This window comes from Streptomyces durbertensis (assembly GCF_014156695.1).
GTDB lineage: Bacteria > Actinomycetota > Actinomycetes > Streptomycetales > Streptomycetaceae > Streptomyces > Streptomyces durbertensis.
Window position 1 is genome coordinate 1 of the sequence record NZ_WMLF01000103.1, and the last position, 14,420, is coordinate 14,420.

Sequence of the window (14,420 nt, forward strand, 5' to 3'; positions counted from 1 at the left end):
GGACCCACTCCACCGGCCCGTAGCGGAAGCGGCGCATCAGCCTGACGCTGACGTACAACTGCGTCAGATAGAGGACAAGCGCGCCGCACACCGCCGCGGCACTCCCCGTCCTCCCGTAGAGGTCGAGCCCGTACCCGTAGAAGACCAGCGCCATCACCAGCGACTGCGTCAGGTAGTTGGTGAGCGCCATCCGCCCGGCGGGGGCCAGCCAGGACGCGACCCGGGCACCCCGTGCCGTCCGGAACCACAACAGCAGCCCACTCGCGTACGCGACGGACAGGGCCGGCGCGGTCACCATCCCCAGCACGGAGGCCGGCACCTCCCACCGGTCCGACAGCGGGCCGACCGTGCCCAGCGCCATCAGAACGCCGCCCGGCACACCCACGACCGCACCGATCGCGCAGTTCCGCCGCAGGCGGCGCGCCGGCACCTCACCGGAGAACAGCCGACGCCTGCCCGCGACAAACCCCACCAGGAACGCGGTGACGACGTGCCCGCCCCCGACCAGCGCACCGAGAAGGAGATCCGGCAACGCCCGCGCGTTGGCCGCCACCACCTCTGCGACGCCACCCCGGTACGCCTCCGTCAGCGCCGCCGCCTCCGCCCGCACCTCCGCGGCCGTCCCGAACTCACCCGCCGGCACGGCCGCCGCCAAGGCGGCCACAAGCAGCAGGAGCACGGAGACCACCCCGTACAACCACAGCGCGGCACGCCACGCCCGCTCCGGCGACGCCCGCCGCGCGGCGAACAGGACGAGGCCGAGCACCGCGTACGTCGCGAGGATGTCTCCCGCGTACAGCAGCAACGCGTGCGCGACACCCAGGACGAACAGCGCGAGCAGCCGACGCAGCATCCGTCGTTCGAAGGACGCCCCGGCCCGCTCCGCCGAACTCGTCTGCAGGGTGAAGCTGTATCCGAAGAGGAACGAGAAGAGCAGGTAGAACTTGGTCTCCACCAACGCGGCGACCAGCCAGTGCGCGATGAGATCCGCGCCCGTCTCCTCCGGGCGTCCTCCAGCCAGAGCGAAGGGCCCGGCCATCACCAGCACGTTCGCGAGGAGGATCCCCGCGAGCGCGAACCCCCGAAGGGCGTCCACCTCCAGGATCCGCGGCGGGACCGATATCGGACGCGCGGCAGCGCGGCCGCCCGCCTCGCGGCTCAGTCCGGGCTCGGGCCCGGTGGTTGGTGTACTCACCAGTAGATCATTTCACTGAGCGCACCCACCCCCACCCCCGTCGCCCACCTGCGGCAGCCGCACCGGCACCGAACCGCGCCCGTGCCCCGGACTTCACACACCTCGCGACCTGGTCCGCGGCCGTCCACATCGCGTGCGTGGCGGCCGCCTTCCCCCTGCATCGTCGGCTGGGCGGCGGCGCCCACCACCGAAGCCACCCCACTCGTGCTGGCGCTCCTCAGCTTCCGCTGGATCTGGAGTACAGCGGCTCGCACAACCCGTCGGTCAGGCCACCCGGCCAAGGTCTCCCTTGAGGAGCGGTTTGTTGGCGATCAGCACCACGGGTAGGTGGTCCTGGTCCCGGACCTTGATGGCTGCGGCTTTCAAGGCGCGAGGGACGGCTCCGGCGTCCAGGAGGAGGCGCCATTCCCACGTGCCGAGTTGCAGGAACTCCGGTCCGGTGAGTCCGGCGACTTCCAGGGGGTCTGCGAGCGTGCCGGGGAAGGCGGTGAGAGTGCGCAGGCGAGGCAGGCCGGCGAGAGGCGCGAGGCTGAACCTACGTCACTTGTGGCACGCGAGTGGTACGCGAGACCGGAGAGGTCTGGATGACAGGCAAGGCCAGGTCGTCCCCGGCACGATGGTGGACCGGACACCATGACGGCTGACGTCACCTCGGACGTGTGCGGTCCGTTCGTTCGTGGCGGGTGGTGCTACAGGTCGTCGGGGAGGAGGCGGAAGGCATGGTTGCCGGTGAGTGGTGTGATGGCCCTGAGGTCTCGGCGGTCGAGTGTCAGGACGGCTTCGGTCTCGTAGGTCTCGGCGAGGACGACGTTCACCGCGTCCGTGAGATCCAGGCGGAGGGCCGCGTAGCGGTTCTGCACCCCGCGAGCCTTGCGCAGAGCGGCAGCGGACACGTCGGGGATGGCGACGCGACCGGTGTGCTCCTGCGCCAGCAGCCAGTCGTTCACCGTGTGGGCCGCCCGCCGGTCGATGTTGCGTGTGGTGATGTGCTCGATCTCCAGGATGACCAGGGGGGAGACCACGGTGAGGGCGGCCTGCCGCATGGCGGTTCGGGCTGCCTTGTGCTCGGGGTCCGAGCCGTTGAGGGCGGCGACCAGGCCGGAGGTGTCACCGATGACGATCACCGGGCGTCCGCCACACCATCTGCCACGGCCTCGTCGATGTCCTCGGCGGTGACCGGGCCCCCGAAGTCGAGACGGGGGATCTCCCAGTCCTCGTCCCATCGCCTGGTGCGCAGGGCGGCGATGTGGAAGGCCTCGCGGAAGTACTCGGATTCCGTTCTGCCCTCCCTTGCGGCGGCTTCCTTGATCAGAGCCAGATCCGCTTCGTCCACCATGACTGTCGTCTTCTTCAGAGCCATATGGTTATGGTACCTCCGCCATAACTGCCCGGCGGTGCACCACCACCCCGGGGCCGTCCAGCCGGGCCGGACCACGCCCGCGGCGGCGACCGCGCCCGCGAGGGTGCCCATGGAGGCGACGAGCACGATGCGGGGCGAGGCGCGGTCCAGCAGCGCGCCGGCGGCGAGGGCGGCGAGCAGGGCCGCGACGGTCTCCGGGAGGAAGTTCGCGGCGGCCTCCACCGGGCTGAGCCCGCGCCCGTCGAGCAGGTCGATCTGGTGGAGGTTGAGCCCGGTGGTGAGCATCGCGCTGGACGCCATGCAGAGGGCGATGGCCCAGAACATACCGGTCCGTGCCGCCTGCCGCAGCGGCCAGCCGGTGGTCCTGTCGTGGTCGGTGCCGTCCTCGGGCGGGGCGACGCCGTCGACGTGCTGGCCGACGTCGGAGGGCCGGTCGCGGAGTCCGAAGAGGGCGCTCGGAACGACCACCCGGGACGCCGTACCGGCCGGCCATCTTCCCGGAGGTGCCGGGGACGACGGAAGACCGCCGCTGTCCGGCCACCTCGGTGGTGGTCGGACAGCGGCGGTCGGTGCTCGGCGGCGTCGGTGCTCAGTGGTTGGTGAGCTGGCCGGCGAGCTTGCCGTGCATGTCGGCGCTGGGCTTGTTCAGGCCGATGATGGTGACCTTCTTGCCGCGCTGGGTGTACTTGTTCTCGATCGCGTCGAGCGCCGCGACGGAGGAGGCGTCCCAGATGTGGGCGTCGGAGAGGTCGATGACGACGTCGTCCGGGTCGTCCTTGTAGTTGAACTGGTAGACGAGGTCGTTGGAGGAGGCGAAGAACAGCTCGCCGGTGACCGCGTAGACGACCTGGTTGCCGTCCGGGTCGACGACGCCGGTGACCTCGGCCAGGTGGGCGACGCGCTTGGCGAAGATGATCATGGCGGTGATGGAGCCGACGATGACGCCGATGGCCAGGTTGTGGGTGGCGACGACCACGGCGACGGTGACGACCATGACGGTGGTCTCGCCCAGCGGCAGCCGCTTGAGGGTCTTCGGCTGGATGGAGTGCCAGTCGAAGGTGGCGACCGACACCATGATCATGACGGCGACCAGCGCGGCCATCGGGATGTCGGAGACGACCGGGCCGAACACGACGCACAGCACCATGAGGAAGGAGCCGGCGAGGAACGTCGACAGCCGGGTCCGGGCGCCGGACACCTTTACGTTGATCATGGTCTGGCCGATCATCGCGCAGCCGCCCATGCCGCCGAAGAAGCCGGTCACGATGTTGGCGATGCCTTGGCCGACCGACTCACGGGTCTTGTTGGAGTGGGTGTCGGTGATGTCGTCGACCAACTTGGCCGTCATCAGCGACTCCATCAGGCCGACCAGCGCGAACGCGAAGGCGTAGGGGGCGATGGTCGTCAGGGTGTCCATGGTGAACGGAACGTCCGGCAGTCCGGGCACCGGGAGGGACGACGGCAGTTCGCCCTTGTCACCCACGGTCGGCACCGCGAGGGCCGCGCCGATGGTGATGACCGTGAGGACGACGATCGACACCAGCGGGGCGGGGACGACGGTGGTGATCTTCGGGAAGAAGACCATCATCGCCAGACCGCCGAGGATCAGCGGGTAGACCACCCACGGGACGTTCTTCATCTCCGGCACCTGGGCCATGAAGATCAGGATGGCCAGGGCGTTCACGAAGCCGACCATGACGCTGCGCGGGATGAACCGCATCAGCTTGGCCACGCCCAGCGCCCCGAGCGCGATCTGCATCAGACCGCCGAGGATCACGGCGGCGATCAGGTAGCCGAGGCCGTACTCGTGGTTCAGCGGTGCGATGACCAGGGCCATCGCACCGGTCGCGGCGGAGATCATCGCCTTGCGGCCGCCGACGATGGAGATCACCACGGCCATGGTGAAGGAGGCGAAGAGGCCGACGGCCGGGTCGACGCCGGCGATGATCGAGAAGGAGATCGCCTCGGGGATCAGGGCCAGGGCGACCACGAGGCCGGCCAGCACCTCGGTGCGGAAGACCTTGGGGGAGGCGAGCCAGTCAGGCTTGGACAGCTTGGACTGCTTGGGCGCAGCGGCGAGCGGTGAGGACATGCAACCGTTTCTGTTCGGGCGCACGCGCCCAACCGCTGGACGCACACGCGCTTCGTACTCGACTCCGTTACCGAGGGAGTCCCCGGCGGCCCGGCCACGACGGGGGCCCTGCCGGTGGGAGGGGCGGCCGGGAGGCCGCCGTTCGGGCATCATTGCCCGGAAGCCTTGGGGTGCCGCTCTGCTGCGACCCGATCGGGACCGCACCGGCGACGACCTCCAAGACTCTACCCTGACGTGAGGGCAGAGTGCGACTTGTGGCTTGTGAAATGCAGGTAAACAGCACGTCCGGGCTGTGATTCCAGACACGCGTCCGGGATTCGGTGGCCGAAACGCGACGTGTACCGACGGGACGGAGAAGGCGGTAATGGCGGACCAGGCGCGGCACATGCAGATCGGCGAGGTGGCCGAGAGGACCGGTCTGTCGCTCCGCACGATCCGCCACTACGAGGACGTGGGTCTTGTCACGCCGTCCGCCCGCAGCAAGGGCGGCTTCCGGCTCTACACGGAGGCCGACGTGGAGCGGCTGATGGTGGTCCGCCGGATGAAGCCGCTGGACTTCTCGCTGGAGGAGATGCGGGAACTGCTGGAGATCATCGACCGGATCGCCGCCACCGACGAGGACCCGTCGACCGGGGACGACCGGCAGCGCCTGCGGGAGCGACTGGACTCCTACCAGAAGGTGGCGGACGCGCGCTGCGAGAAGCTGCGGGCCCAGCTGATGGCCGCGGAGGACTTCGCCGCCACCCTGCGCCGCAAGCTCGACGACGCCGGCTGACGGCGGCGGGACCGCCGTTCGTCCGGTCTGTCCCGACCCACAGGCCCGCCCACCGGCCCGCCCACCGGCCCGCCTGGCCGGTCAGAACCCGACCGGGACCTCCTGCCAGTCGATGATCGAGAGCTGCGTGCCGCGCGAGTGCCGGGTCATCGACCGGGGCCGCCGCACGTCGCACAGCGCGGCGCGCCGCGCCTCCACCCGCACCGCAGGACAGGCGGGTGACCTGGATGTCGCCCTCGTGCGGCGTGCCGCGCAACTCCTCCGCCTCGCCGCACGACGGGCACGTCCGCGCACCGGCCATGGCTTCTGGTCTCCCTCCCGCGCTCGGGCCTCACGTGGCCCGGAAGGCAGCGTCTCCGGAGTTCTCCCCACTTTCACGCGAGGGGAGAGTTCTCCGTCCCCGCGGGGCGCTCTTCCCGCGGAGCGCTCTCCCCGCCGCGCTACGCGTGGGCGGCGAGGAGCGACTCAAGAGGCGCGTCGGGGAAGGCCCGTTCGAAGTTGGACGCCTGCCAGCGGTCGGGGAAGAGCGCGAGGTGGGTCTTGTCACGTACCCGGGTGAGGGCCTCGCCCTTCACCAGGCGGGAGCGGTTGAGGCCGTCCGCGCCCGTGGCGTCGGTGGCCCGCGCCAACGAGTACGGCAGCGCCTCCAGCCGCACCGGCGCGGAGAACTCACCCGCCATCCGGGCCGCGACGACGTCGAACTGCATGGGCCCCACGGCGGCCAGCACCGGCGACTGCTCACCGCGCAGCTCGGACACCAGGACCTGCACCACGCCCTCCTCGTCGAGCTGCGCGATGCCGCGCCGGAACTGCTTCGACCGCGAGATGTCCACGGGGCGCGCCACCATGAAGTGCTCGGGCGCGAACGTCGGCATCGGCGGGAAGACGGCCGGCGAGCCCGGGGAGTGCAGCGTGTCGCCGACCCGCAGCGCGCTGGCGTTGACCAGGCCGACCACGTCACCGGGGTAGGCGGTCTCCACCATCGAGCGGTCCTGACCGAAGACGCTGTGCGCGTACTTGGTGGCGAACGGCCTGCCCGACGCCGCCCGCGTCACCGTCGTGCCGCGCTCGAAGACGCCGGAGCACACCCGGACGAACGCGATCCGGTCCCGGTGCGCGGGGTCCATGTTCGCCTGCACCTTGAACACCAGCCCGGAGAAGGGCGCGTCCACCGCGCGGGTACCGCCGCCGGCGAGTTCGCGCGGCCCCGGCGGCGGCGCCATGTCGACCACGGCGTCCAGCAGCGGCCGCACCCCGATGTTCGTGATCGCCGCGCCGAAGAACACCGGGGTCGTCCGGCCGTCCAGGAACGCCTCCCGGTCGTGCTCGGCGCCGTCGGCGCGCAGCAGTTCGAGCTCCTCCACCGCCTGCGTCCAGTCGTCGCCCTCCTCGCGCGCGGCGACCCCGCCCGGCACGACCTCCTCCGTCGCCGCGTGCGCGCCACCCGGCGTCCGGGCGTAGCGCAGCATCCGCTCCGGTTCCCGTGCGTCGACCAGCCCGCGCAGTCGTCCCGCGTACCCCACCGGCCAGGTCACCGGCGTCGGCCGCAGCCCGAACTCCCGCTCGATCTCGTCGAGCAGTTCCAGCGCCTCACGGCCCGGCCGGTCCCACTTGTTCACAAACGTGATCACCGGAATGCCCCGGTGCGCGCAGACGTCGAACAGCTTGCGGGTCTGCTCCTCCAGGCCCTTCGCCGCGTCGATCAGCATCACCGCGCAGTCCACCGCGGCCAGCACCCGGTAGGTGTCCTCGGAGAAGTCCGCGTGCCCCGGTGTGTCCAGCAGGTTCAGTACGCACCCCCGGTAGGCGAACTGCAGCACCGCCGACGTGACCGAGATGCCCCGGGCCTTCTCCATCTCCATCCAGTCCGACGCCACCCCCCGCCGCCCGGCCTTGCCGTGCACCGCCCCGGCCTCGGTGATCGCTCGCGCGTGCAGAGCGAGCGCCTCGGTCAGCGTCGACTTGCCCGCGTCCGGATGGCTGATCACCGCGAACGTCCGCCGCCGCGCCGCCTCACCGGCCACCCGCGCCGCCTCACCGGCCGTCCGGGTCTGCTCGCCGGCCGTCCGCTCGACCTCCGACGTCATCGCGCCTCCTCCTTCGAACCCGTCGGAGCCGTGGCCACCAACCGGGACAGCTGCTCGTGCAGCGAACGCGCGAACTCCTCCGCCCGCGCCAGCTGTTCCCACAGCTCCTCGCAGCGGCTGTCGGCCTCCCGCCAGTACGTACGCAACCGTGCCACCAGTTCCTCACGTGCTCTCATGTTGTCGTCGGGCAACGCCCCGCCGTGCGGCAACCGGTCCAGCACGTCCAGCAGCGCCCGCACATCCTCCAGGCAGAAGCCCAGCGGCCGCATCCGCCGCGCCAGCCGAAGCCGGCGCACCTCCGCCTCCCCGTACAGCCGGAAGCCGCCCTCGCTGCGCTCGGCCGGGCTCACCACCCCGACCTCCTCGTAGTGCCGGATCGTCCGCAGGGACAGGCCCGTACGCTCGGCCACCTCACCGATCCGCATCAGCCGCTCACCCATGGCTCCACCGCGTCGTGTCGACAGACCGGCCCGTGGCGAGAACCTACCCTGACGTCAGGGTAGATCGGCAACCGCTGCAACCAGCGAGGGCGGTTCCGACAGGCCGCCGTCGTCGTCACGCGGCGCCGACAGGCCTCTCGCCGCTCGGCGCCGCGCCGGCGGCCCGACCCGTCGCGGCGCCTCACAGCAGCCCGCCGCGCCAGGGGCGCGGCGGCGTACTGTGGAAGGCGTACAGCCCCCACCACCGGGGCATCGGCTACCCGCAGACGGGCGGACGACACCATGGCCGACTCCCGCACGCCCCCGCCTCCCGACGCCGGTCGACTCCCGAGCGCCGTCCATCACGCGGTCAAGCCCGGAACGGCGTTGCTCCGCCTGGAGACCACACAAGCCCGGGACCACGTTCTCGACGGGGCATGGTGGCCGCGTTCCCGCGACCCCGCGGCGGAGCTCCCCGCCCTGGTGAGCGCCCTGACCGCGCACATCGGCCCGATCACCCGCGTCGGTCTGGACGCCGCCGGCTGGGACGAGCTGCCGGTCCGCCTGGTCATCGACGACCGCGTGGTGCACATCGACTCCTTCGCCGTGGGCGACGACACGGTGCTGGTCACACGAGGCGACAGGGACCACTTCTCGCTGCTGGTCGTGCCGCCCTACGCGGACCCGGACGCCGCCCGGGCGGCGATCGCCCAGGCACTGCGGGCCGACAACATCACAGGCGCCGAGCAGATCCTCGTCGACACCGGCACCGGGCACAGCGCCTGACCCGGCTCCCGGACCGGCGGAAGGTCGGAGGCGTCACCCGGCGTCATCCGCGCCACTCGACCATGAACAGCGTGGCGTCGTCCGTGGTACGGCCGCCGCGCGCCCGCTTGAGGGTGTGGGACAGAGCGCGCGTCACCGCCCGCACGCCCATGCCCGCGCTGTCCAGCCGGTCGACCCAGGTGATCAGCTGCTCCTCACCGAACTGCTCCCGACCGTTCCTGTGCTCCTCGATCAGCCCGTCGGTGAAACAGAGCACCCGGTCCTCCGCCTCCAGCGCCACCTCGCTGACCGCCGGCTCCGCCCCGCCGAAGCCGACGGGGAGGGTCGTCGCGCTGTCGAGCCGGCCACGGACGCGATGCCCACGTACGAGCATCGGCGCCGGGTGTCCCGCGTTGACCCACTGGAGCCTGCCGGTGCGGGTGTCCAGCCGCATCATCTGCGCCGTCACGAAGTGGTCGGGGCCGAACTGCTCGGCCACGGCACGGTCCATGAACAGGTAGATCTCGGACAGCCCGACGCTGATCCGGCGGGCGTGCCGGTAGGCGCCGATGGCCACCGTCGCCATCGTGGCCGCGTCCAGGCCGTGTCCCATCGCGTCGATCATGGCCAGGTGCAGGGTGTCCCCGTCGAGGGCGTAGTCGAAGCTGTCGCCCGCCACGTCGTAGGCCGGCTCCAGGATCCCCGCCACCGCGACGCGCGGCATCACCATCGCCAGCGGCGGCAGCAGCGACCACTGGATCTCCGCGGCGACGCTCATGGGTTCGCTGCGCCTGGTGCGGAAGAACAGGTCGGTGTACCCGTTCTTGGTCACCAGCAGGTCGGCCGTCACCCCCGCGACCCTGCGCAGCAGACGGCGGTCGTCGTCGCCGACCTCGTCCAGGGTGACCGCCAGGACCCCGACCTGGTCGCCGCCGTCCAGCAGCGGCAGATGCACGCGTACCCCGTCGGGCCGCGTGAGCTCGACGGGGCGGGAGTCGAGGAAGCACCGGCCCGCCTCCGAGCGGTCGATCGGCTGGGGATCGCCGTCCGTCAGCCCCTCGCCGGGCAGCGGCACCAGCATCCGCTGCCCGTAGTCCTGCAGGAGGATCTGCGGGTCGCGCACCCCCAGCCGGGCCAGCGCCTCGACGACCAGCGGACCGATACGGTGCGGCGGCAGCTCGTGCGCCCGGTCCAGGAGCACGCCGAGCAGCCCCTCCCCGAAACTCTCGGAGCGGTCCGGGCCGCCCCCGTGCTGTTCGCCGCCTCGTCCGGCCGTCATCGCGTCGCACCCGTCCGGAGGGCGGCCGTCACCGCGCGGACGCGGCGCGAGCACAAGCGCCGCCGGCGCACGGAACCGTGCCGTGCCCCGGCGCGTACCGCAGCGCGCGGCGACACACTCAACCCTCCGCCGCTTCCTCGACGTGGACGACACCGCGGTGCGTCAACCCGATCAGGCTGGGCGTGGCCTCCGCGCCGAACGTGTCGGCCTGGCTGCTCAGCAGCCCCTCTCCCACCAGGTACTCGCACGCCGCCCCCATGTCCCGGTCGTCCACACCGAGCGCCTCCCGCACCCGGTGCGCCTCCACGAGGGACGAGGTGCCGTTGGCGCGCTCGTACACCTCGCGCAGGACACGTCCGCGCAACGCCCTTCGCTCACTGACGCTCACCATGTCCCCGTCCTTCGTCGAGACGGTCGCGCCGTCCGGCGGCCTTCCGAGTCGCCTGTCCGTCGGGCCGCCGCACGCCGTACGGCGCTGTGCCTTCCAGGATGCTCCCCGACGACCCGGCACGCCAACACCGTCCGCGTGAGGCACCGGCGCGCCCCGCCGGCAGCCGCGGCTCACCGGCCGTGCCGCGGCCGTCGCACGGCGGTGCGGGCCGCCTCACCGACGAGGCGTCCGGGACGCCTCGTCGGTGGCCGCGCTGGACACGATCGAGACCGAGTGCGCCGCCCGCGGCAGGAAGGCCACCGTCATCGGCCTCGACAAGCGCGGTGCCGAGATGCACGACACGCTCGCCGGGCAACTCGCCGCCAGCCGCCGAAAACCGGCGCCCACCCCGGCGGATCACACACCCGGGGCGGGCCGGCCCGGCCACGCGCGGGCGTGGGTCATCCCGGACCACGGTCACCGGTGCCAGGATTCTCCGCAAAACCGCCCACTCGCTTCCAGAAGGTTCCGAACATGACAAACACGGCCGAACGGCTGACGGTCCTGGCACGGCAGATGCTGGACGGACCGTTCCCCCTGCGCCTGCGTGCCTGGGACGGCAGCGAGGCCGGTCCCGACCATGGCCCGGTCCTGGTCGTCCGCGACCGCCGCGCCCTGCACCGCCTGATGTGGAAGCCGGGAGAGCTGGGTCTGGCCCGAGCCTGGGTGGCCGGTGAGATCGACGTGGAGGGCGACCTCTACGAGGCGCTGAGCAGGCTCTCCCGCCACCTGTGGCACCGCGAGCGCCCGGGCGGGCGGCGCCCCGCCGCGTTCCGCGCGCTCGCCGCGCTCCGCGATCCCGGCAACCTGCGGGCCGCCGGCGAGGTCGTCGCGCTGGCCGGGCCCGCGGCGCCACCGGCGCCACCCCGGGAAGAGGTCCCCCACCGCCGCGGTCCCCTGCACAGCCTGCGGCGGGACAGAGCCGCGATCAGCCACCACTACGACGTCGGCAACGACTTCTACTCCCTGGTCCTCGGCCCCTCGATGGTCTACTCGTGTGCCTACTGGGAGCACCCGGAAGCCGGTCTGGAGGACGCCCAGCGGGCCAAACTCGACCTGGTCTGCCGCAAGCTCGGCCTCCGCCCCGGCCAACGACTGCTCGATGTCGGCTGCGGCTGGGGTTCGATGGTCCTGCACGCCGTCCGGCACCACGGAGTCGAAGCCGTGGGCGTCACGATCTCCGAGGAGCAGGCCGCCCTGGCCCGCAAGCGCATCGCCGACGCCGGCCTCACCGACCGGGCGGACATCCGCGTCCAGGACTACCGCGAGATCGAGGACGGGCCCTTCGACGCCATCTCCTCCGTCGGGATGGCCGAGCATGTCGGGACCGGGCAGTACCGCACGTACGCGGACGTGCTGCACCGACTCCTCAGGCCCGGTGGCCGCCTTCTCAACCACCAGATCGCCCGTCGCCCGATGAAGGACGAGGACGGCTACCGCGTCAACGAGTTCATCGACCGCTACGTCTTCCCGGACGGCGAACTGGCGACCGTCGGCACCACCACCACGCTGCTCGAGGAAGCCGGGTTCGAAGTCCGCGACGTCGAGGCACTGCGGGAGCACTACGGGCTCACCCTGCGTGCCTGGGTGGGCAATCTGCAGGAGCGGTGGGAGGAAGCCGTCACGCTCACCACCGCGGGTCGCGCCCGGGTCTGGCGCCTCTACATGGCCGCCTCAGCCCTCGCCTTCGAACAGAACCAGATCGGCGTCAACCAGATCCTCGCGGTCCGCACCCCCGCGAACGGAGTCTCGGGGATGCCGTCCACCCGCGACGAACTCCTGCGTCCCCGGGCTTCGGCCGATGACTCACCGGAGTCCGGTTCGCCCTCGCCCTGAGGACGAGGGCGAACCGGCAGGTGAACACGCTCGACGGCATCATCGTGAGTACGCGGACGCGGCCGCGCCAGCCGAGGGTGTCGCCCGTGAACGACCGTGCCCACGGGCACGCGTCGGGCACGGAACCCGGCGGGATCCTGTGCCCTGCGCGTGGGGTCGGCGCGGGGTCGGTGCCGCGCCGACGCCCGCGCGGCACCGGATTCGTGACTCGACGGCGGGCGGGAGCGGTCCGCCGTCATCGGGCGGGGAACGGGGTGCGGTCGGTGGTCGGCTGCTTCTGTCGGAGTCGGGTGTCGGGCGTGCTGCTCGGCGGCGGCGGTGGGTGCGTGCCGTCCAGATGGCCGCAAGGAGGAGGGCGATCGTCGCGAGGACCGGGGCCTGGCCGAGGTCGCTGAGCCAGGGGGTGAGGGCGTCCTGCCAGTGGGTTCCGATGGAGACGACCGGGTCGTCGGCCGCCTCGCCGCTCAACAGCCGGATTTCGTACCAGCCGTAGGCGTCCGTCCGGCACCATCCCGGGCGGACGCCTCCGTCCCCTGAGGAACGTCGGGTCAGCAGCAGCCCGGCGGGTCGGCGGGTCCCGCCGCGGTCGCCGCCTCCGTGGGGTCGCACGGGCACAGGCCGACGTGCCGGTCCTTGTCGCCGGTGACGGTGAAGTGGGCCGCGTAGCGGGGGGCGCCGAGCATGCCGGCGGTGTTGCCGTAGACGAGTGCCGGTTCGCCGGTGTGGAAGCGGTGGTGATCGTCCAGGTCGAAGGCATGCGGGTGCTCGATGATCGCCCCGTGGTAGGCGGCGACCGTACGGGCGTCGGGGCAGCCCGTACGGTCCAGGGCGCGACGGAAGTCCTCCGTGTACAGGGCGCCCACACCCCGGGTGCCGACTCCCTCAACCCGGTGGTGCCTTCCGGCGTCCGGCCGCTCCGCCAACGCGGCGCGGACCTCGGACAACGCCTCAGCGCGGCCGTCACCGACGCTCCTCATCGACGGGCGAGACCCGTTCGCCGCCCCGGACACGGCCACCAGCGCCTCCTGTCGCCTCTACCGCGGGACGGACGGCCGCCTCGACGGAGCACCCCCTGTTGACCGCCGATGACCGTCCCGACGGGGCGCGTCGCGCACGGTGCTCCAGGAGGCGGGGCTCAGGCGTCGTCTTCCTCGTCGTCGCCTTCGAGGAAGTCGCCCACCTCGTCGACGACCTCCGCCGCGACCAGGCCGCCCGCGACGCCGACCGCGAGTCCGGCGGCGCCGGCGGCGATGGCCGTGCCCACACCGGGGCCCGAGCGGTGGTCGCCGGGGCCGTCGTCCTTGTGGGCGTAGGGGGCGCCGTCGACGTACCCGCCGTAGCCACCGACCGCGGATCGGCGGTCGATCAGCTGACCGAGCCAGGAGTCGACTTCCAGGTCCCAGTCGGTGGTCGGCACCTGGGCGTGGCTGATGTCGAAGCGGTTGAGCGCGTCGTGGCCGGCGGAGGTGAGGCCGCTGTGCCCGCCGGCCTCCAGGACGACCTCCATGCCGTCGGGGCGGGCCAGGAAGGTGACCTCGACCTCGTCCACCTGGTGTGCGCGGCGCGGCGGCGGGGTCAGCTCGATCTCCTGGTAGAACGGGAGCTGTTGGCGGGTGCCGCCGACGTGGCCGTACTCCAGGTCGGCCGACCGGAAGCCGAAGCCGAGCCGGCCGAACGCGGTCAGGATCGCCTCCTGGGCGGGCAGCGGGCGGACCGTCAGCGGGTCCATGTCGCCCTTGTCCCTGGCGCCTGCGATCCCGAGTTCGGTGCGTACGCCGAGTACGACGCCGATGTCCTGACCGTGCACCTGGGTGAGCGGTGTCTCGTGGGGCAGGGTCACGCTGAAGGGGACGGTGCGCCGCTCCTCGCGGGCGAGGCGGAAGCCGCCGGCGACCGTGAACCTCTCGAAGGCGACCATGCCTTCCGACTCCCCCTGCTCGTGCTCCGCCTCCACGCGGGCGACGAGTTCGAGGGTGAGGTGCTCGATCTCGAAGTCGGCGCCGCCGCCGGTGAGATGGATCTCGCCGGAGAGGGTGTCGCCGGGGCGGGCCGCTTCGGGCTGGAGGACCGTGTCCACCGAGGGGCCGCCGATACCGATCGATCCGAGCAGTCGCCTGAGCACCATCGTGGTGTTCACTCCTTCGTCGAGACGGGTTGCTCCCCGGGCGGGATGGGACGGGAC

At 72.0% G+C, this 14,420-nt stretch carries 14 protein-coding genes; 3 read left to right on the forward strand and 11 right to left on the reverse strand.

The annotated features are described in order from the left end of the window. The 4 genes from GL263_RS09750 to GL263_RS09770 form a co-directional block, all read right to left on the reverse strand. On the reverse strand, nt 1-1,195 hold a 1,195-nt coding region (locus tag GL263_RS09750; protein ID WP_323379326.1), incomplete at its 3' end, for a DUF418 domain-containing protein. Nucleotides 1,196-1,884: 689 nt separating this feature from the next. Beyond that, on the reverse strand, nt 1,885-2,319 hold the full coding sequence (locus GL263_RS09760) for a PIN domain-containing protein (RefSeq protein WP_182855206.1): 435 nt from the start codon (nt 2,317-2,319) through the stop codon (nt 1,885-1,887). After that, complete coding sequence (locus tag GL263_RS28310; RefSeq protein ID WP_228456341.1) at nt 2,316-3,023, reverse strand: MFS transporter; 708 nt, start codon at nt 3,021-3,023, stop codon at nt 2,316-2,318. Before GL263_RS28310 ends, GL263_RS09760 begins: the two co-directional genes overlap by 4 nt. Before the next feature lie 121 nt (nt 3,024-3,144). After that, a complete protein-coding gene (locus tag GL263_RS09770) occupies nt 3,145-4,647 on the reverse strand; it encodes a SulP family inorganic anion transporter (RefSeq protein WP_182855207.1) in 1,503 nt (500 codons plus the stop codon). A 364-nt stretch (nt 4,648-5,011) separates the two neighbouring features. On the opposite strand from GL263_RS09770, the gene GL263_RS09775 reads away from it, so the two are divergent. Further along, the gene (locus GL263_RS09775; protein ID WP_182855208.1) at nt 5,012-5,422 is read left to right on the forward strand and encodes a MerR family transcriptional regulator; all 411 of its coding nucleotides are present in this window, start codon (nt 5,012-5,014) and stop codon (nt 5,420-5,422) included. An 81-nt stretch (nt 5,423-5,503) separates the two neighbouring features. Here GL263_RS09775 and GL263_RS28830 read toward each other — a convergent pair whose 3' ends face one another. The 3 genes from GL263_RS28830 to GL263_RS09785 all read right to left on the reverse strand — a co-directional run bounded on the left by GL263_RS28830 (nt 5,504) and on the right by GL263_RS09785 (nt 7,949). Continuing rightward, on the reverse strand, nt 5,504-5,626 hold the full coding sequence (locus GL263_RS28830; RefSeq protein WP_267132757.1) for a hypothetical protein: 123 nt from the start codon (nt 5,624-5,626) through the stop codon (nt 5,504-5,506). A 236-nt stretch (nt 5,627-5,862) separates the two neighbouring features. Beyond that, entirely contained in the window at nt 5,863-7,509 is a 1,647-nt protein-coding gene (locus GL263_RS09780) for a peptide chain release factor 3 (RefSeq protein WP_182855209.1), read from the reverse strand. Further along, nucleotides 7,506-7,949 (reverse strand): MerR family transcriptional regulator, encoded by a 444-nt coding sequence (locus GL263_RS09785; protein ID WP_182855210.1) that lies wholly within the window; start codon nt 7,947-7,949, stop codon nt 7,506-7,508. The genes GL263_RS09780 and GL263_RS09785 overlap by 4 nt, the downstream gene beginning before the upstream one ends. A 282-nt stretch (nt 7,950-8,231) precedes the next feature. On the opposite strand from GL263_RS09785, the gene GL263_RS09790 reads away from it, so the two are divergent. Further along, nucleotides 8,232-8,714 carry a DUF5994 family protein gene (locus GL263_RS09790; protein WP_182855211.1) on the forward strand — a complete coding sequence of 161 codons (483 nt, stop codon included), beginning with the start codon at nt 8,232-8,234 and terminating at the stop codon, nt 8,712-8,714. Nucleotides 8,715-8,757: 43 nt separating this feature from the next. Here GL263_RS09790 and GL263_RS09795 read toward each other — a convergent pair whose 3' ends face one another. Together GL263_RS09795 and GL263_RS09800 are read right to left on the reverse strand one after the other, a co-directional pair. Continuing rightward, nucleotides 8,758-9,972 carry a PP2C family protein-serine/threonine phosphatase gene (locus GL263_RS09795; protein WP_182855212.1) on the reverse strand — a complete coding sequence of 405 codons (1,215 nt, stop codon included), beginning with the start codon at nt 9,970-9,972 and terminating at the stop codon, nt 8,758-8,760. 118 nt (nt 9,973-10,090) lie between these two features. Further along, a complete protein-coding gene (locus tag GL263_RS09800) occupies nt 10,091-10,363 on the reverse strand; it encodes a hypothetical protein (RefSeq protein ID WP_182855213.1) in 273 nt (90 codons plus the stop codon). Nucleotides 10,364-10,876: 513 nt separating this feature from the next. Between GL263_RS09800 and GL263_RS09805 the strand changes: the two genes are divergently transcribed. Continuing rightward, the gene (locus GL263_RS09805) at nt 10,877-12,238 is read left to right on the forward strand and encodes an SAM-dependent methyltransferase (RefSeq protein WP_182855214.1); all 1,362 of its coding nucleotides are present in this window, start codon (nt 10,877-10,879) and stop codon (nt 12,236-12,238) included. Nucleotides 12,239-12,786: 548 nt separating this feature from the next. On the opposite strand, the gene GL263_RS09810 is transcribed toward GL263_RS09805, so the two are convergent. Both GL263_RS09810 and GL263_RS09815 read right to left on the reverse strand, forming a co-directional pair. Then, nucleotides 12,787-13,215 carry a hypothetical protein gene (locus GL263_RS09810; protein ID WP_228456343.1) on the reverse strand — a complete coding sequence of 143 codons (429 nt, stop codon included), beginning with the start codon at nt 13,213-13,215 and terminating at the stop codon, nt 12,787-12,789. Nucleotides 13,216-13,373: 158 nt separating this feature from the next. Continuing rightward, nucleotides 13,374-14,363 (reverse strand): sporulation protein, encoded by a 990-nt coding sequence (locus GL263_RS09815; protein ID WP_182855215.1) that lies wholly within the window; start codon nt 14,361-14,363, stop codon nt 13,374-13,376. Between the last annotated feature and the right edge of the window lie 57 nt (nt 14,364-14,420).